Genomic DNA, 17,559 nt, shown 5'->3' on the forward strand with positions numbered 1-17,559 from the left:
CGGCCGCGGGCAGATGCCGACCCGCGACCGTCGATATTCTTGGGCCTACTTGATGGCCTTCACGCCTTCGGTCATTTCCTTCAATCCGTCGTCGATTGAGGTGTTGTCGGTCATCATCGCGTCATGCACGCGATTGAGCACGACCTCGATCTTGGCGGCGTTCGGATTGACCGCCATCTCCAGATAGGCCTTCGACGGTATCAGCGCTTCCTTGCTGGCCTCGTCCTGCGGGAAGCCGGGCGTTGCTGCGATCTTTGCGCTGACGTCAGCGGTCTTGAGCGCCGGAAAGGTGCCTGTCGACGCAATGACGGCTGCGCCCTCGGGACCGGTGACGAACTTGATGAAATCGAGAGCTGCAGCCTTGTGCTCGGAATTTGTATTGACCGCCAGGCCCGAGATCTGCGCAGCCGTTGTGCCGGCTGCCACGCCGTCCGGATGCGGGAACTTCACGATGCCCCAGTTCTTGCTCTTCGATTCACCCGATTTCACCTTGGCGATCTGCGTGCCGACGAACCAGGTTCCCATCGGCAGCATGCCGATCGTGCCGTTGAAGAACAGCGCCGAATAATGGGTGTTCGATGTCTTCAGGAAGGCATAGGAGGGGATGGCGCCATCCTTCTGCAGGGTGAGCGCCCTCTCGTACCAGGGCTTGAGGAAGGCGTAGTCGCCATCGACGAGCGTGTGTTTTCCGTCGAGGATGCCGGGCAGCTGGACGGTCGAACGCCAGGTATGCAGCAGCGCGCCATAGGTCTTGTTGGTGCCCATGCCACCTGCAAGCTTCTCTGCGGTCGCGTCGAACTGCGCCCAGGTCATGTCATTGGTGGGGTAGGGGACGCCGGCTTTGTCGAATATGTCCTTGTTGTAATAGACAATCCAGAAGTCGGAGCGGAACGGCAGCGAATAGATCTTGCCGTCGATGGTCAGCTCCTCGATCAGACCGCCATAGGGTGCCGGATCGATCTTCTGCTCGGTCACGAAGCTGCTGAGATCGGCGATATTGCCGGCGCGCACCAGATTGGTGTAGCCCGGCACGTCCTTGATGGTGACGATGTCGATGTCTTTCGAGCCGCCCGTCAGCTGCGTCGAGATCATTTGCTGATAGTCCTGCGAGCCGAGGTCCATCGGCTCGAACTTCACGTTGGGGTGTTTGGCCTGATAGGCCTCGATCAACGGCTTGTAGTAGGCGGTCTTGTCCCAGTCCCACAAAGCCCATTTGAGCGTCACGGCGTCCTGAGCAAGCGCTGCTCCGGCCATCGTCGCGGCCAAGGTGAAACTCGCCAAGGCAAGTTTCATCGTCCTCCCGAATTTGCCCAAATACATTTCCGTTCTCCTTCCCTGGATCATCTCTGGATCAGCTGTTTTATAGAGCGTTTCGTGCATGCGGTTCGCGGTGCGGCTGCGTTGCGTTTGGCAGGTCTAGAACCATCACCGCCGCCCGATGGACGCCGAATGCGACGGCGAACATTCCGAGTGAAAAATTGAAGGTTGCCGGCATGAACACCGAAACCGGATAGAAGAGGATATGAGCCAGCCACAGGCTGGCAGCGAAGGCGAGTGCTCCAAGCGCCGGGAGCGGACGGATGACGGAGGCGAGCGCGGCGAGGCGCAGCAACCTCAGAGCCGGCAGATCGCGCATCACCATCAGAACGATGAGATGGCAGGCGAGGACCGCGACATAGGCGGTGGCGACGAGTGCGATCGTCAGCGGTGCGCTGAGCAACAGATTGTCGCGTGCGCCTGCGGCATAGGTGACGATCGCATAGAGGCCGATTGCGAGCGCGCCTGCCAAGGCCAGGCCCCAGACGGTGGAGCGCCAGAAATAGCGCTGGAATGCTTCCGTGAAGTCCCTGAGCAGATAGGTGTTGCGGTCTTCGACGAGGGCGACCGAGACGCGCGCCATGGCGGCCAGTGCTGCCGGCAGCGTCACAATGAGGAGCGAGGCCAGCAGGAACAGGATGTTCAGCTTGACCATCTCCCACCACTCACGGACGAGGATCTCGGCGAACAGGGCAAGGCCGGTCCTCTTCGGCGCATCCTTCGGAATGCCCGGCCCCTCCCTCGTCCACATGTCCCGCAACCACTGCATGGCCGTCTCCCAGAGGCGCCTCAGTATAGAATCGAGCGTTCCGTTTCCTTGTCGAACAGCTGAGCATTGCTCATATCGGCGACCAGCGTCGCCTCCTCGCCGATATCGGGCCGGTAGCGCGGTGAGACGCGGGCGATGAGATTGTGCCCGCCCGCGACCATATTCAGGTGCACTTCCGAACCCATGGGCTCGGCAAGCTCCACCACCGCCTTGAGCGGCGCCAGATTCTGGGGCGGAATGTCGGCCGGCGGCAGTTCGTGGAAATTCTCCGGACGGATGCCGAGCACCAGTTCGCGGCCCTCATAGAGCGCGATCCGGCCCTTGTCGAAATGGGCGGGCAGCGGCAATTCCGTGCCGTCGAATACCGCGACGTAGCCATCGCCTCGGCGCAGGATGGTCGAGGGCAGCATGTTCATCTGCGGCGCGCCGATGAAGCCGGCAACGAACATGTTGACGGGGCGGTCATAGAGGTTCTGCGGTGTGTCGACCTGCTGGATGTGCCCGTCTTTCATGACCACGATCCGGTCCGCCATGGTCATCGCTTCCACCTGGTCGTGGGTTACGTAGATGAAGGTGGCGTTGAGGCGCTTGTGCAGTTTGGTGATTTCGGAGCGCATCGTGCCGCGCAGCTTGGCGTCAAGATTGGAAAGCGGCTCGTCGAGAAGGAAGACGGCCGGATTGCGCACCATGGCGCGGCCGAGCGCGACGCGCTGGCGCTGCCCGCCCGAAAGCGCCTTCGGCTTGCGGTTCAGGAGATGAGAAATGTCGAGGATCCTGGCGGCGTCCTGCACCTGCTTGTCGATGAAATCGCGCGATACCTTCCGGAGTTGCAACCCGAAAGCCATGTTCTTGTAGACGGTCATATGCGGATAGAGCGCATAGTTCTGGAAAACCATCGCGATATCCCGATCCTTGGAAGGGACGTCGTTCATGACGTCGCCGCCGATCTTGAGCTCTCCTCCCGATATTTCCTCGAGGCCGGCGATCATCCTCAGCGTCGTCGATTTGCCGCAGCCCGAGGGGCCGACCAGAATGATGAATTCCTTGTCGGCGATCTCGAGGTCGATGTCGTGGACGACGGTGAGCGCACCGTAGCTTTTGTTCAGCTCTTTAAGCGAAATGCTGGCCATCGGGTTCTCCTGAATTCACCAATAGGAAGACCAGCGGCGCGAAAGGCGCGTCAAAGCTTCCATGTAATAATAATCTCCCCAGGAGACGCATTCATCGACACCCTCACCGCGGCAGGTGTTGAACGGCGATTTCTTCGAATAGGTGGCGTGCAGCACCAGCCCGTTCGAGACGGTCGGGTCTTTGACCGCATAATGATCCGTAAGGCTCTTCATCATGCGGCGCGCCAGCGTGCGATAGCGTGCGGCCGGCTCCGGTTCGACGAGATCGGCCATCTCCAGAAGGCCGCAGGCGACGATGGACGCTGACGAGCTGTCGCGCGGCTCGCCATCGCCGTCCGAAAAAACCAGATCCCAATAGGGCACCATGTCGGCCGGCAGGCGGTTGAGATAGAAGGCGAGCAGCCGGTCGAAGGTTTGGCGATATTCGTCGAGCCGCTCATAACGATAGGAAAGCGCCATGCCTGCTATGCCCCAGGCCTGGCCGCGCGCCCACGCGCTGTCGTCCCGGTAGCCCTGCTTGGTGGCGCCACGCACCGGCGCGCCAGAGATCGGGTCCATGTAGAAGGTGTGGTAGGTGGAATCGTCTGCTCGCACCGAATTGGCGAGCGTGGTGCGGGCGTGCGTGAGCGCGATCTCGCGATATTTGGGATCGCCGGTCTCGCGGCTTGCCCAATAGAGGAGCGGCAGGTTCAAGAGGCAGTCGATGATATAGCGGTATTCTTCTGCCTTGCCCTTGTGGCCCCAGGCCTGGATGAATTGGCCGACCGGCTGGAAGCGTTCGATCAGCTGGTCGGCGGCCAGGATGGCGGCCTTGCGGCCATCCTCGTCTCCGACGAGCTTCCAGGCCGCGATGCAGGAGGGCGAATAGAGAAAGCCCATATCGTGATGATCGGTCTCGATCCGGTTCACGATCCGGTGCAGGAAAGACTGGACCTGGATCTGCGCGGCATAGCGGAAGACCGGATCGCCGCTGTGCTCGAAGGCGAGCCACAGCTCGCCGGGCCAGAAGCCCGCGGTCCATTGGGTATTCGCCACGGCGGGATAGAAATTGCCGACGCTCGAATGGTTCTGCGCGGCGTAGGTGAACTCGGGAAGGTTGCACCGGATCTGGGTGACGGCAAGACCGAGCGCGGCTTTCACCTCTTCGTCGGTGATCGGCTGCGGGGCGACGGACGAGACGGCGTTCATGAATTTAACCCTTCAGTCCCGTCGAGGCGATGCCTTCGACAAAGAAGCGCTGGAGAGAGAGGAAGACGACGAGAACCGGAATGAGGGCGACGACGGAAGCCGCCATGATCAGCCCGTATTCGGCCGAATATTGCGAGATGAACATGCGCAGGCCGATCTGGACGGTCTTCAGCTCTGTCTTGGTGAGATAGATCATCGGCCCGAGGAAATCGTTCCAGGTGCTGACGAAGGTGAAGATCGTCAGCGTCGAGAGCGCGGGTTTCGACAGCGGCAGCATGATGCGCGCCCAGATCTGGTATTCGTTCATGCCGTCGATGCGGGCCGCCTCGCAGAGCTCGGTCGGGATCGACATGTAGAACTGCCGCATCAGGAACACGCCAAAGGCGGTGAAGGCCTGCAGGCAGATCAGCGCCAGATGCGTGTTGTTGAGGCCGAATTCGCGCATCAGCAGGAATTGCGGCACCATATAGACCTGCCAGGGCATGGCGATGGTGGCGATATAGCCGAGGAAGAGCGTGTTTTTGTAGGGAAAATTCAGCTTGGCGAAGGCGTAGGCCGCAAAGCTTGAGGTCAGCAACTGCAGCAGCGTCACGATGATCGTCAGCTTCGAGGTATTGTAGATGAAAAGCGCAAGCGGGATCTTTGTCCAGATGTCGACGTAGTTCTGCCATTGCGGTTGCGACGGTATCCACTCGATCGGGAAGGCGAAGACGTCGCGGCTGAGCTTCAGCGACGCCGAGAGCATCCAGGCGAAGGGCATCGTCATGACGATCGTCACCGTGATGACGATTGCATAGAGGAGGACCGTTTTGATGGTGATTTTGCGCCCGGAGATCCTCATGCCTCGTCCTCCCTCTGGCGGTGGAACTGGAAGACGGTGACGGCGAGCACGAGGAAGAACAGCACCAGCGAAACCATGCTGGAATAGCCGAGATCCCAGGAAATAAAGGCCTCGTTATAGATGTGGTAGACGAGAACGAGCGTCGAGGTGCCCGGGCCGCCCTGGGTGATCATGTAGATCTGGTCGAACACTTTGAAGGACTGGATCGTCAGCATGACGATGACGAAGAAGGTCGTCGGCCCGAGCTGCGGCACGGTGACATGGATGAATTTCTGCCAGGAATTGGCGCCGTCGAGATCGGCGGCCTCGTAGAGCTCCGCATTGATGCCCTGCAGGCCGGCCAGATAGATGACCATGTAATAACCCATGTTCTTCCAGATGCCGAAGAGGATCACCGTCACCATCGCCCAGTGGCGATCGGCCGCCCATCCCGGCATGTTCTTGGGATCGAGGCCGAGCGTGTAGAGGATCATGTTTACCGGTCCCATCTCGGGATTGAAGATCATGTTCCAGACGACCGCGACGGCCACCAGCGAGGCGACATAGGGGAAGAACATCGCCGTGCGGAAGAAATCGCGCCCCGCGATCTTCTGGTTGAGAAGAACGGCGAGGCCGAGCGCGCAGATGAGCGTCGCCGGCACCGAGGCGACCGTATAGATGACCGTATTCCAGAACGCCGCGATGAAGGCCTTGTCTTCGAAGAGCCGCCAGAAATTGTCCAGCCCGGCGAATGTGATCGCATTCGAGCCGTCCCAATGCATGAAGGCGAGCGCGAAGGCGAACAGGATCGGGCCGAGCGTGAAGACCGCAAAGCCGATGAAATTCGGCGCAATGAAGGAGTAGGCGACGAGCGCGCTGCGTATCCTGCGCTGGCGCTTGGATAAGACCGCGACTTTTCGGCCTGGGATTGCCGGAGCGTCATCTGTCGCGATGATCGAATTCGATATGGACACCGATGCCTCCTCTTCCTCCTGCAACGACATAGCACATATCCGGTATTGGTCAAACAAGTTCTGAATAGGTCATACGAATTTCATGGAAAGTGCGAAACACATATGATAGGTGAGCGTGCAGACCAAACGCCATCGATGCTTTTCCGGTACGGGGAGAGACATGTTCAGCGAGATTTCAGCAGAGCTGCCGGATGTGCTGGGCGATTTCACGCCCGGGGCGGTATGCTCCGATCGCGCCAGATGGAGCGCTGTGCCACAAGCGGTCCGGGACCTGGTCGTTGGCGAGGCCGAAGAGACGCTTCCGCGCGCTTGGCCGCTGATTACGGCGTCGGACTACCGGGAGTTCACCGCGACGGGCAACCGCGCGCGCTTCGAGGAGCTATATTTCACGCGCCGCCGGATGCTCAACAATCTGGTGCTTGGCGAACTCATCGAAGGCGAGGGGCGATTCCTGCCGAAGATCGTCGACGGCATCTTCCTGATCGCGGAGGAAAGCGGCTGGCAGCTTCCGGCGCATAATGCCTATGAACGAAGCGGCGCACGCTTGCCGCTTCCCGACAATTCGCAGCCGGTCGTCGATCTCTTCGCCGCCGAGACGGGCGCCCTGCTTGCCACCGTCGTCGCCTTGCTGGGCGACGCGCTCGACGGCATCAGTCCTGAAATTACGGCCCGTGTGGAACGCGAGATCGAGACCCGCATCCTCTCGCCTTATCTCGGCCGGCATTTCTGGTGGATGGGCCGCGGCGAGGAGCGGATGAACAACTGGACGGCATGGATAAGCCAGAACATCCTGTTGACGGTCTTCTCCCTGAAGACAGATCAACCGACGCGCCATGCGGTCGTCGAAAAGGCGCTCGGCAGCCTCGATGCTTTCCTGAAGGACTATGCCGAGGACGGGGCCTGCGAGGAGGGCGTGCTCTATTACCGCCATGCAGCACTCTGCCTGCACGGTGCGTTGACCATCCTGGATGGCGTGGCGCCGGGCCTGTTCGCTAGGCTCTGGCAACAGCCGAAAATCCGCAACATGGCCGAATACATCGCCCATATGCATGTGGCCGGCCGCTATTATTTCAACTTCGCGGATTCCTCCGCGGTGGTCGACCCCTGCAGTGTGCGGGAATATCTGTTCGGGCAGGCGGTCGGTTCGCAGATGCTGGCTGAGTTCGCCGTGGCCGACAGGGCCGCCTCCGGAAGCCCGCACCTGCTCGAAGAATGGAACCTCTGGTATCGCGTGCAGGAACTGCTGGTCGGACCCGCAATCCCCGCCGCCGTCAAGCCGCATCCTGCATCCGGGCGCGATATCTTCTATCCCGGTATCGGCCTGTTCATCGCCCGCGATGAGCAATTTTCGCTTGCGGTCAAGGGCGGCAATAATGGCGAGGGCCACAATCACAACGATGTCGGGAGCGTGACGCTCTACAAGAACGGACGTCCGTTCCTGATCGATGTCGGGGTGGAAACCTATACCGCGAAGACCTTTTCAGTGCGGCGCTACGAGATCTGGACGATGCAGTCGGCGTTCCACAACCTGCCGACATTCGCAGGCGTCATGCAGTCGGCCGGCGAAACATTCGGCGCGCGCGACGTCGAGGTCGGGTTTGACGAGGAGCGCGCGCGCATATCGCTCGATATATCAGGCGCCTATCCCGCCGAGGCAGAGCTGCACAGCTATCGGCGCATCGTTTCCCTGCTGCGCGGCCGCCATGTCGAGATCGTCGACAGCTATGACGGCGGCAAGCCGGCGGTGCTGTCGCTGATGACATGCCTGACGCCGACCGTCACCCCGGACAGGATCGATCTCGCCGATCTCGGCAGCATTTTCGTCGATGGCGGCGGCGCGATCGAAATCGACGAAATCGGCGTGGAGGACGCGCGGCTGAGTTCGGCCTGGCCCGGGAAAGTCTACCGGCTGCGCGTGCCGTTTGCCGGCCGGCTTCTGAGATTGCGGATCGTATGAGGAAGGCGAGCATGGAATTGACGCTGAAGATCGTGGATGCCGATGGGATGGTGCTGGCAAGCTCCACAGGCCGGGACGAGACCTTCCTGGTCTATCGACAGAGCTATCGCGAAGGCGATCGCGTGGTCGTGGAGGTTTCCGAGCCCGGACATGTCTTCCTCGCCCTTGACGGCGCGATCCAACCCTGCCTGGTCTATATGAAGGAATGCGCCTATTCGCTCGCCGTGCCCTTCGGCGACAAACGCAAGCCCTATTCGCCGAATGCCTTCAGGGGCGATATCCACCGGCTTTCAGCGCGAAGCACACGCCCTGACGAGATCGTCCATCGGCGCAATCTCGCCCTGAACCCCTGGGACGATCACGCCAATCGGGCGATGTTTCCGCATGCGCGCGCTAATGTGGAGACCCGGGGCGAAGCGGCCTTTGCCGCGCGCAACGCGATCGACGGTGAGAAGGCTAACGACGATCACGGTTTCTGGCCCTATACGAGCTGGGGCATCAATCGCGATCCGCAAGCAGCACTAGCGGTGGAATTCGGCAGGCCGGTCAGGATCGACGAGATCGTTTTCTATCTCCGGGCCGACTTTCCGCATGATTCCTGGTGGGAAGAGGCCAGCGTCACCTTCTCGAACGGCAGGACCTCCTGTTTTCCGCTGGTGAGATCGGGCGCCGCCCAGGCCTTTCCGATAGAGCCCTGCATCGTCGAATGGGTGGAACTGCACGGTCTGATCAAGGCCGAGGACGCCTCGCCCTATCCGGCGCTGACCCAGATCGAAATCTGGGGAACGGAGGTGCAAGGCACCGACCTCAAGCCGTCCGCCCTTCCTCTCGCGCTATGAGCTTGCGGTCAGCCTCGATCGTGTCGCACTCGGCGGGCCGTCATTCAGACGGTTCCAGGCGCGGCGGAGCTGCCGCGCCGAGCCGAAGCCGGCGCGCATCGCGACGGTCTCCATGTCCATCCGTGAACCGGAGAGCATCTCGCGGGCGAGAGCCACGCGCATGCGGTTGACGAAGTCCGTAACGCTCATGCCTGTCTGCTCGTTGAACAGCCGTGAAAGGTTGCGCGGGCTGGCACCGCTGAGGCGGGCAAGGGACGCCACCGACCAGTCCTGAGTGGGGTTGGCGACCACCGCATCCTGCGCACGGTGAATGACCGGGTGAATATGGTTGCGACCTTCGAGCCAGGGCGAAAGTTGGGGATCCGAGCCGCCGCGCCTAAGATAGACGACAAGATATCGCGCCACCGCGAGCGCGCAGGCATGACCCGCTGCTTCGGCAACGATATGCAGCATGAGGTCTATGCCGGCGGTGATGCCGGCGCTGGTCAGGCGGTCTCCGTCCTCGACATAGAGCCGGTTGTCCCGGACGCGCGCGCTGGGAGCGAGCCTGATCAGATCTTCCATGCAGCCGTGATGGGTGGTGCACTCGCGGCCGTCGAGCATTCCCGCCTCGGCAGCGAGCAATGCGCCCGAGCAGATCGAGACCAGTCGAATTCCTGGACGAATGGCGCGCTTCAGCCACGCGACGATGGCGGCCTGCTCGGCGCGCTCCTGTTCGTCCCACGGGCGGTTGTTTTCTATCGGGGCATCGGCGCTGCCGGCAATGACGACAAGCGCGGTATCGGGCAAGCTCTCGGGTAACCCGGCGACGCCCGTAACGGCAAGACCGATCGAGCTGCCGACCGTCGCCGATGGGCCGATATAGGTGACGGTGAAGCGCACCGTGTGCTGTTCGAGGTTCGCCTTGCGCAGCACTTCGATCGGGCCGGCGATGTCGAGCAGCAGCACGCGCGGCGGCACGACGACGAAGACCGGGATATCGAAGGGCTGCGCGGCGTTCGTCATGCGGCGAGCGGCGCTCCCCGCCCAGCCAGTGCCTGTTCGACGGTCGCGATCCGAGCGAAACGGCCTGACAGGACCAGTTCGGTCCGGTCCCGGATTTCCCTCGCACTCCAGCTGCGCCCAGTGGCGTCGGTCATCGGAAAGGTTAGAGTCGCCTCGCCGACATAGTCGACTTGATAGCCGAGATCGGAGGCGTGGCGGGTGGTGGTCTCGCAGCACTGTTCAGTGCGGATGCCGGAGACGAGGAGACGACGGACGCCGTTCTCGGTCAGCCACACGTCGAGACCCGAACCGACCAGGGCGCTATGGCGGCTCTTCCTGAATGTCGCCTTCGGCGCGATCCTGAGCGGCGCGAGTGTCCTGACGAAACCGGATGCCTCCGAAAACGGCCCGTTTTCATCGACATGGAAGATCTGGACGACGGGTATCCCGTCGGCTTCCGCGCCGTCGATCAGAGCCTGCTGACGATCGATGTAGGCGGATGCCAGATTTTCATCCCAGTAATCGCGTTGTCGGAAGGACTCTTGGGCGTCGATGACGAGAAGGACAGTATCATGGTCGGACATTTCTTGCTCCATGGAGGTTGATCATGAAGCTATATTCGGCGATTTGATGGCATGGGAAAATGCGCGCGCCGGACAAATAGCGGACAATTCGCGCCAATAGCCGCGGACGCTTCCAGGCAGTTCCGGGATCGACTGTCAGCTCGTAAAGCTTCGCAGATCCTTCAGCAGGTTGCGGTATCTTGCCTGGCTGCCGACCAGATGGTCGCGCATGGCGTTGCGGGCGGCCTGGTCGTCTCTGTCCGAGATGGCGACGACGATTGCCTCGTGCTCCCTGTGGATCAGCTTTCGGTAGGCCGTCTGTTCGGCCGTCCTCGATTCTGGGACGAGCCTCGACTGCGGGATGATCGCCGAGCCCTGCGATTCCAGGAACTGCCTGAACAGCGGATTGTTCGTGGCTTCGGCGATTGCGGCATGGAGCTCGAGATCCGCATCGCGAATGGATTGATCGCTCTCGATGCACTGGAGGATTTTCCGGTGACATTCGAATATCGCCTCCTCCTGTGCCGGCGAGCGGCGCAAGGCTGCAAGGCCCGCCGCCTCGATTTCGACAGGTGTTCTGATCTCGAGTACCTCAAGATCGGAGGCGACGCGGGCCTTGTCGACTTTCCGCGCGGAGAGCGCCGGATCGGCGCCGAGTACGAAAATCCCGGCCCCCTGGCGCACCTCGACAAGCCCGTCGGAGCGCAGTGCTGCCACCGCCTCACGCACGACGGTTCGGCTGACGCTGTGCGTTTCGGTCAACTCGTGCTCGCTCGGAAGCTTGTCGCCGGCGGAATACTGGCCGCTCAATATGGCTTGCCGGAGGCTTTCGCCGACCTGTGAGACCAGCGACCCGGAGCCTTTGCTGCGATCCTTCACCTGCATAGCCACGCCTGCCCCCGCATCGACTTTGATCCGAATGCCGTTCAAACGCGGCATTTCGAAATTCACGATTCATCACACATGTATGACAAATTTGGTTGTCTTTCAATGGATAAGGGCCGACCAGTGAAAATCCGGCATTGCGCTTGCATCTCCCGACAGGGCCATGGCATGCGCGTGCCGATCGCCAGAAGCACTCACAGCCGCCTGGTCGACTCTCCGCGTATGAATCTCGGCGTCAGGATGAGATCCTCAGGCGGCGCGGCGGCGCCCTCCGGGCTTGCTATTCTTGCCAGCAGACGCTGTGCTGCCAACTCCCCGAGCTTCTGCGCATCCTGCACCACCATGGTGATGCGAGGCGTGATGACATTGCTCCAGGGCACGTCGTCGACCATCGCCAGCGATACGTCGTCAGGGCAACGGAAACCCATCTCCTGCATCACCTGCAGTGCTGCGAGGCCCGTCATGTTATTGGCGCCGATGATGGCGGTCGGCCGATCGCGGCGGGTGAGCAGGCGCATCGCCTGCGCATGGCCGCCGGTCCTGGTGTAGCCGCCTTCGACCACCAGGGAAGGATCGATGTCCACACCGGCGCCGGCCATCGTGTTCATGAAACCCTTCAGGCGCTCGTCGGCAGTGTGCAGGCCGCTCGGCCCGGAGATGTAGCCGATGCGCCTGTGGCCGAGCTGCAGCAGATGTTCCGTCAGGATGGTGGTGGTCAGCGGGTTGTCGGAGCCGACGAAATCGCGCTCTGCACCCTCCACCTTCTGGTCGAACATCACAATCGGCGTCTTGAAGTCGCGCAGGAAGGTGGCGTATTCCTCGCCGTGCCCGTTTGACGCCAGCGCGATGCCGGCGATCTTCTGCGCCTGCAGCCGCTCCAGCAGCGCCCGTTCGAGATCGGCCCTGCCGGAGGAGTCGGCGATCAGGACGAAATAGCCGTGATCGAGCCCCTGGTGCTCGATCTCGCGGCGGATGTCGCCGAAGAACATGTTGCCGAGATTGGCCGCAACGAAGCCGATCAGCGAACTGCGTCCGCGCGCTAGCGTCTGGGCCACCGGATCGATGCGGTAGCCCGTCGTTTTGATCGCCTGCTGAATGCGGTCGAGCGTCTCGGCGCCGACCCGCTTCGGGCTGTTGAGCGCGAGCGAGACGGTCGAGATGGAAACCCCCGCGAGGCGCGCTACATCTCGTATCGTGGTCATGTTTATCGAACCGGTTCTAATACCTTGTTATGTCCGATTTTATTGGCCTGCGCAACATGCATACTTCAAACCGATTGGTTTGCAGCGCTTGCCTTTCTAATCTTGTGATCTCGAATTTCGACTTGACAGGCGCTGGATCAAGCCGGATGATCAGATACCGAACCGGTTCGATATGATGTCAAACCGGAAAGCAGGGAGGAGAAACCTGTGACGAATTCGGAACGCCTGTCGGAAAATCCGGCATGGGGAGGAGCGGGCAAACATGCCTGGTTCAGCCACAACCGCCTTGGCATGTTCATCCATTGGGGCCTTTACGCCTTGGGGGCCCGGCATGAGTGGTTGAAGAACCGCGAAGAGCTGACTGACGAACATTACCAGCGCTATTTCGACAATTTTGATCCCGATCTCTACGATCCCAAGGAATGGGCGCGCCGTGCGCGTCTCGCCGGCATGAAATATGTCGTGGTGACGACCAAGCATCACGAGGGGTTCTGCCTCTGGGACAGCAAGGTCACCGATTACAAGGCGCCGAACACGCCCTGCGGCAAGGACCTTCTGACGCCGCTGGTCGAGGCCTTCCGCGCCGAGGGATTGAAGATCGGCTTCTATTATTCGCTGCTCGACTGGCATCATCCGGATTTCCCGATCGACCTCCACCATCCCTTGCGCAACCATCCCGAGGCCAAGGCGCTGAATGCCGGTCGCAACGTTGCCAACTACGCGGCCTATATGCGCGAACAGGTGCGCGAGCTTCTGACCGGCTTCGGCCGCGTCGATATCATCTGGTTCGATTTCAGCTATCCCGGGCCTGGGCGCGAATATCGCGGCCTGCCCGGCAAGGGGCGCGCCGATTGGCAGAGCGAGCGGCTGGTCGAACTGGCGCGCGAACTGCAGCCCGAAATCATCATCAACAACCGCCTCGATCTGCCGCCGGGAACCTTGCCCGACATAACCACGCCGGAGCAATATACGCCGCGCGTCGCGCCTGCCCTCGCCAGCCAGGGCGTGCTCTGGGAAGCCTGCCACACCTTCAGCGGCTCCTGGGGCTATCACCGCGACGAGGATAGCTGGAAGAGCCCGGAACAGATCATCCAGCTGCTGATCGATTCGGTTGCGCTCGGCGGCAACCTCCTAATGAATGTCGGCCCGACCGGGCGGGGTACGTTCGATGCTCGCGCCATCGAGGCGCTCGAAGTCTACCAGAACTGGATGGCCGTCAACGCACGCGCCATCTATGGAGCCGGTCCGTCCGAACTTCCGGCACCGGCCGGCTGCCGCTATACCCAGCGCGGCAACCGCCTCTACCTGCATGTCTATAACTGGCCTTACCGCCACATCCACATCGAGGGCATCGCCGACAGGATCGCCTATGTGCAGTTCCTGCATGACGCCAGTGAAATCCACTGGGTCACCCACACGAGGGATGTGGATCCCAATGTCGGCGTGATGGTGCCGGAAGGCATAGTCATGTTGGAACTGCCGGTTCGGCGACCTGATGTCACCGTGCCGGTGATCGAGATCGTCCTCAAGGCGTGAGCTCGATCGCACTTGCGTGTCCATTGCGTTCATGGAGGGAGGAGAAACCCATGAAGGTGTTGAAGAAAACGCTTATGCTTGCCGCAATCGGCGGTAGCCTTTTTGCCACAGCCGCATCGGCCGAACAGGTCAACCTGACCTGGCAGATGTGGACCGGCTCCGAAACCGACACCAAGAGCTGGCAACATCTGGCAGAGATGGTGACCGCCAAGTATCCCGACATCAAGGTAACGCTGACGACGACGGGCTGGGTCGATTACTGGACAAGGCTGCCGGTGCTGGCGGCATCGGGACAGCTCGCCGACATCGTTTCCATGCAGTCGCTGCGCATGCCGAACTTCTATTCGCTGCTCGAGCCCCTGAATGACCGGATCGCGGCCGATAAGTTCGATGTCGGCGCCTTCACGCCCTCGATCATCGGCGGCATGTCCGTCGACAAGCAGCTCTACGGTCTGCCTTATGACGTTGGTCCCTGGGTCATCTATTATAACCAGGACGCGCTCGAAGCCGCCGGCGTTCCGCTGCCAAAGCCGGGTTGGACGCTTGCCGAGTTCACCGATGCCGCCAAGAAGCTGACGAAGGACGGCAAGTACGGCTTCGGTATCACCCCGACCAACTATTCGGTTCTGGCCGCGGCCTGGGGCGATAAATACGTCAACGACGCCGGCGAGCTTGACTTGACCAGTGCGAGCGCAGTCGCCGCCGCCGACAGGCTGATCGGCTTTGCCGCCAAGGATAAGATCGCGCCGCTGGTTCCCACGGGTGGCGCTAATCCTGGTGATGTCGTCCAGGGCCGGTTCAATTCGGGTAACGTTGCCATGTATATCGATGGCCCCTGGTCAATCATCGGCATGAAGGGCCAAGCGAAGTTCAAGATCGGCCTCACCACCCTGCCGCGCGACGAAGGCGAACTTTCGGCCGTCACCGCAGGCTCCGGTTTCGGCATTTCCACGACGAGCAAGAACAAGGATGCGGCCTGGAAGGCGGTCCAGGTGCTGACCAGCCCGGAAGCCTTGTCCTATCTCGCCGAGCAGGGCCGTGCCTTGCCGGCGCGCACGGCGGCGCAATCGGCCTGGTACAAGGTGGCGGCCAAGGACATCACCAATGGCGGCGAGGCCATCGACTATTCCCTGGCGCACTCCGTGCCCTACGTGATCACCAACAACTGGGCGGCAGTGGAAAACCTCTTCAACCAGTATTTCCCGCCGGCTTTCGCCGGCAGCGCCGACGCCAAGCAGACGATGGAGTCCATCCAGAGCCTTGCGCAGCAATAGAGCCAGCGCGCCCGACAGGGCGCGCCGTCGCTTTGAAATCTGCGCATGATCCTTTCGGAAAACCGATTCCGATTTTCGGCTCATGCGCCAGCTCTCGCTGCGGCAGGACCTGCCGCGCATGGAGGAAGACATGTCGCAAAGCGCTGTTGCCGAAGTTCCCTTGCAGCCCGGTCAGCCACGGCGCTTCCTGAAGCCGGAGACGCAGACGGCTATGCTGTTCCTGCTACCGAGTTTCCTCGGCTTCATGGTCTTCATGGCTCTGCCTATTCTGGCGTCGCTGGCGCTCAGTTTTACCAATTGGCAGCTGATCTCGACGCCATCCTTCGTCGGCTTTCAGAATTACATCAGGCTCTTCACTGTCGATCCGGCCTTCTACACCGTATTGAGCAACACGCTGTTCTTCGCCGTCGAGTATCTGGCTGTGAATATCATCGTCTCGCTGACGCTCGCGGTGTGGATATCGAGCCTGAAGCGCGGCAAGGCGATCTTCCGGGTGATCTTCTTCCTGCCGACCTTCACGCCGACGATCGCAGCATCGGTGGTCTGGCTGCTGATTTTCACGCCGGACGGCCTGGCCGATACCATCATCCGCGCACTCGGCCTCGGCCTGCCGAATTTCCTGCTGAGCTCGAGCTGGGCCATGCAGGCTGTCGTGCTCGTCACGCTCTGGGCGAATGTCGGCTATAACGTCGTGATGTTCAACGCCGCGCTCGACCTGGTGCCGAGGCATTATCTCGAGGCGGCGACGATCGACGGCGCCAATGCCTGGCAGCGCTTCTGGCGCATCCGGCTGCCGCTCATCTCGCCGACCATCTTCTTTGGCACCGTGATGACGGCGATCACCTCGCTGCAGGTCTTCGACGAGATATTCGCGATGACGCGCGGCGGCCCGGGCTCGGCGACGGCGACGCTCGGTTTCGCCATCTACCAGAAGGGTTTCACCAACTTCCAGATGGGTTATGCCTCGGCTCTCGCCTGGGTGATGTTCGTCATGATCATGGCGCTCACCATCCTGCAATTCCACATGCAGCGCAAATGGGTGCATTATGACGATTGATCCGACCTCACGGCATCCGCATTCCGTGTCCCAGCATCGTCACCGCATATTGCGGCGCGTCGGCACCTTCGTCAGCTACACGGCACTTTCGCTGATCGCGCTGCTTTTCCTCTTCCCCTTCTTCTGGATGGTGTCGAACGCGGTGCGCTCCAATGCAGAGGTGATGGCCGTGCCGGTCCGCATCTTCCCTGAGGAGTATCATTGGGGGACATTCGTCGAAGCCCTGGTTTCCCTGCCGTTCGGAACCTTCCTGTTGAATTCCTTCGTGGTCGCCTGCGGTGTTACGGCGATCGTCATTGCAGTATCCTGCCTGTCCGCCTACGCTTTCGCCCGACTGCGGTTTCCCGGCCGGGAGGGGCTGCTGCTCACCTATCTCAGCACGCTGATGATCCCGCAGGTGATGCTGGTCATCCCGCTCTTCCTCGTCGTCAGCAAGCTCGGCTGGATCAACACCTATCACGGCATGATCCTGCCGGTCGCCTTCTCGTCCTTCGGCACCTTTCTGCTGCGCCAGTTCATCCTCGGCATTCCCAAGGATCTCGACGAGGCGGCGATGATGGACGGGGCTTCGCGCCTGCGCATCCTGGTTACGGTCATCGTACCACTCGCTATGCCGGCTATCGGCCTGCTGGCGCTGTTCACCTTCATCGCCCAGTGGAAGAGCTTCCTCTGGCCGCTGATCGCCACCAGCGGCGTCGAAATGGCCACGCTGCCGCTCGGGCTCACCCTGTTTCAGACACAACAGGGCACCGCCTGGAACTACATCATGGCCGGTGCGACGATCTCCATGGTCCCGGGCGTGATCCTCGCCATCGTGTTGCAGAGGGTGATCTACAAGGGCATTGCTGTCAGCTCGGGTTTCGGTGGGCGCTAACTTCATAAGATCAAAGATTTAAGGGTATCGGATCAAGCTTGGCTTGATGCCCTTCAAGTCCGGTCGATCGCTGCCGAAGAAGGCGCTGCTGCCGCGGCAAGATCATATCCTCGCGCTTAACTTCTGCCGCCGGTCGAAAAGTAAAATTTAACCAAAATTTGAAATAACGCCTTCCTATCCGAATTGCGCA

The 17,559-nt window shown here is 61.2% G+C and carries 16 protein-coding genes; 6 read left to right on the forward strand and 10 right to left on the reverse strand.

Translation table 11 applies throughout. The features are described from left to right. Positions 1-45 precede the first annotated feature (45 nt). From G9X68_RS19380 to G9X68_RS19405, 6 genes are read right to left on the reverse strand one after another with little or no spacing between them, the layout of a single operon-like run. The gene (locus tag G9X68_RS19380) at positions 46-1,320 is read right to left on the reverse strand and encodes an ABC transporter substrate-binding protein (protein WP_171603757.1); all 1,275 of its coding nucleotides are present in this window, start codon (positions 1,318-1,320) and stop codon (positions 46-48) included. Between the two features lie 40 nt (positions 1,321-1,360). Continuing rightward, entirely contained in the window at positions 1,361-2,086 is a 726-nt protein-coding gene (locus G9X68_RS19385) for a DUF624 domain-containing protein (protein ID WP_171603758.1), read from the reverse strand. A gap of 20 nt (positions 2,087-2,106) precedes the next feature. Continuing rightward, positions 2,107-3,216, reverse strand: a complete 1,110-nt coding sequence (locus G9X68_RS19390) for an ABC transporter ATP-binding protein (RefSeq protein ID WP_171603759.1) — start codon at positions 3,214-3,216, stop codon at positions 2,107-2,109. 15 nt (positions 3,217-3,231) lie between these two features. Beyond that, on the reverse strand, positions 3,232-4,404 hold the full coding sequence (locus G9X68_RS19395; protein ID WP_171603760.1) for a glycoside hydrolase family 88 protein: 1,173 nt from the start codon (positions 4,402-4,404) through the stop codon (positions 3,232-3,234). Between the two features lie 4 nt (positions 4,405-4,408). Further along, a complete protein-coding gene (locus G9X68_RS19400; RefSeq protein WP_171603761.1) occupies positions 4,409-5,245 on the reverse strand; it encodes a carbohydrate ABC transporter permease in 837 nt (278 codons plus the stop codon). Then, positions 5,242-6,228 (reverse strand): carbohydrate ABC transporter permease, encoded by a 987-nt coding sequence (locus tag G9X68_RS19405; RefSeq protein ID WP_171603762.1) that lies wholly within the window; start codon positions 6,226-6,228, stop codon positions 5,242-5,244. The genes G9X68_RS19400 and G9X68_RS19405 overlap by 4 nt, the downstream gene beginning before the upstream one ends. Positions 6,229-6,358: 130 nt before the next feature. On the opposite strand from G9X68_RS19405, the gene G9X68_RS19410 reads away from it, so the two are divergent. Then, positions 6,359-8,155, forward strand: coding sequence for a heparinase II/III domain-containing protein (locus G9X68_RS19410; RefSeq protein ID WP_171603763.1), 1,797 nt, complete (start codon positions 6,359-6,361; stop codon positions 8,153-8,155). Between the two features lie 11 nt (positions 8,156-8,166). Beyond that, positions 8,167-8,994 carry a carbohydrate-binding protein gene (locus G9X68_RS19415; protein ID WP_171603764.1) on the forward strand — a complete coding sequence of 276 codons (828 nt, stop codon included), beginning with the start codon at positions 8,167-8,169 and terminating at the stop codon, positions 8,992-8,994. Here G9X68_RS19415 and G9X68_RS19420 read toward each other — a convergent pair. From G9X68_RS19420 to G9X68_RS19435, 4 genes are all read right to left on the reverse strand, one after another. Beyond that, entirely contained in the window at positions 8,989-9,999 is a 1,011-nt protein-coding gene (locus tag G9X68_RS19420) for a GlxA family transcriptional regulator (RefSeq protein ID WP_171603765.1), read from the reverse strand. The genes G9X68_RS19415 and G9X68_RS19420 overlap by 6 nt on opposite strands. Then, entirely contained in the window at positions 9,996-10,574 is a 579-nt protein-coding gene (locus G9X68_RS19425; protein ID WP_171603766.1) for an isochorismatase family protein, read from the reverse strand. Before G9X68_RS19425 ends, G9X68_RS19420 begins: the two co-directional genes overlap by 4 nt. A gap of 123 nt (positions 10,575-10,697) precedes the next feature. Beyond that, a complete protein-coding gene (locus G9X68_RS19430) occupies positions 10,698-11,480 on the reverse strand; it encodes a FadR/GntR family transcriptional regulator (protein ID WP_171603767.1) in 783 nt (260 codons plus the stop codon). 140 nt (positions 11,481-11,620) lie between these two features. After that, the gene (locus G9X68_RS19435; RefSeq protein ID WP_171603768.1) at positions 11,621-12,628 is read right to left on the reverse strand and encodes a LacI family DNA-binding transcriptional regulator; all 1,008 of its coding nucleotides are present in this window, start codon (positions 12,626-12,628) and stop codon (positions 11,621-11,623) included. Positions 12,629-12,835: 207 nt separating this feature from the next. Between G9X68_RS19435 and G9X68_RS19440 the strand changes: the two genes are divergently transcribed. The 4 genes from G9X68_RS19440 to G9X68_RS19455 all read left to right on the forward strand — a co-directional run bounded on the left by G9X68_RS19440 (position 12,836) and on the right by G9X68_RS19455 (position 17,369). Further along, a complete protein-coding gene (locus tag G9X68_RS19440; protein ID WP_171603769.1) occupies positions 12,836-14,164 on the forward strand; it encodes an alpha-L-fucosidase in 1,329 nt (442 codons plus the stop codon). Positions 14,165-14,214: 50 nt separating this feature from the next. Then, a complete protein-coding gene (locus tag G9X68_RS19445; RefSeq protein ID WP_171603770.1) occupies positions 14,215-15,438 on the forward strand; it encodes an ABC transporter substrate-binding protein in 1,224 nt (407 codons plus the stop codon). Between the two features lie 82 nt (positions 15,439-15,520). Beyond that, entirely contained in the window at positions 15,521-16,495 is a 975-nt protein-coding gene (locus G9X68_RS19450; protein ID WP_171603771.1) for a carbohydrate ABC transporter permease, read from the forward strand. Continuing rightward, a complete protein-coding gene (locus G9X68_RS19455; RefSeq protein ID WP_171603772.1) occupies positions 16,485-17,369 on the forward strand; it encodes a carbohydrate ABC transporter permease in 885 nt (294 codons plus the stop codon). Before G9X68_RS19450 ends, G9X68_RS19455 begins: the two co-directional genes overlap by 11 nt. Positions 17,370-17,559: the final 190 nt, after the last annotated feature.

This window comes from Rhizobium changzhiense (assembly GCF_013087625.1).
In the GTDB taxonomy this organism is placed as follows: domain Bacteria; phylum Pseudomonadota; class Alphaproteobacteria; order Rhizobiales; family Rhizobiaceae; genus Rhizobium; species Rhizobium sophorae.

Excerpts from the sequence above, each read along its gene's own strand:
- G9X68_RS19455 (WP_171603772.1), top strand. The coding sequence starts at position 16,485 with ATGACGATTGATCCGACCTCACGGCATCCGCATTCCGTGTCCCAGCAT.
- G9X68_RS19420 (WP_171603765.1), bottom strand. The coding sequence starts at position 9,999 with ATGACGAACGCCGCGCAGCCCTTCGATATCCCGGTCTTCGTCGTCGTG.
- G9X68_RS19450 (WP_171603771.1), top strand. The coding sequence starts at position 15,521 with ATGCGCCAGCTCTCGCTGCGGCAGGACCTGCCGCGCATGGAGGAAGAC.
- G9X68_RS19390 (WP_171603759.1), bottom strand. The coding sequence starts at position 3,216 with ATGGCCAGCATTTCGCTTAAAGAGCTGAACAAAAGCTACGGTGCGCTC.
- G9X68_RS19425 (WP_171603766.1), bottom strand. The coding sequence starts at position 10,574 with ATGGAGCAAGAAATGTCCGACCATGATACTGTCCTTCTCGTCATCGAC.
- G9X68_RS19435 (WP_171603768.1), bottom strand. The coding sequence starts at position 12,628 with ATGACCACGATACGAGATGTAGCGCGCCTCGCGGGGGTTTCCATCTCG.
- G9X68_RS19395 (WP_171603760.1), bottom strand. The coding sequence starts at position 4,404 with ATGAACGCCGTCTCGTCCGTCGCCCCGCAGCCGATCACCGACGAAGAG.
- G9X68_RS19445 (WP_171603770.1), top strand. The coding sequence starts at position 14,215 with ATGAAGGTGTTGAAGAAAACGCTTATGCTTGCCGCAATCGGCGGTAGC.
- G9X68_RS19385 (WP_171603758.1), bottom strand. The coding sequence starts at position 2,086 with ATGCAGTGGTTGCGGGACATGTGGACGAGGGAGGGGCCGGGCATTCCG.
- G9X68_RS19405 (WP_171603762.1), bottom strand. The coding sequence starts at position 6,228 with ATGTCGTTGCAGGAGGAAGAGGAGGCATCGGTGTCCATATCGAATTCG.
- G9X68_RS19400 (WP_171603761.1), bottom strand. The coding sequence starts at position 5,245 with ATGAGGATCTCCGGGCGCAAAATCACCATCAAAACGGTCCTCCTCTAT.
- G9X68_RS19380 (WP_171603757.1), bottom strand. The coding sequence starts at position 1,320 with ATGTATTTGGGCAAATTCGGGAGGACGATGAAACTTGCCTTGGCGAGT.
- G9X68_RS19415 (WP_171603764.1), top strand. The coding sequence starts at position 8,167 with ATGGAATTGACGCTGAAGATCGTGGATGCCGATGGGATGGTGCTGGCA.
- G9X68_RS19410 (WP_171603763.1), top strand. The coding sequence starts at position 6,359 with ATGTTCAGCGAGATTTCAGCAGAGCTGCCGGATGTGCTGGGCGATTTC.
- G9X68_RS19430 (WP_171603767.1), bottom strand. The coding sequence starts at position 11,480 with ATGCCGCGTTTGAACGGCATTCGGATCAAAGTCGATGCGGGGGCAGGC.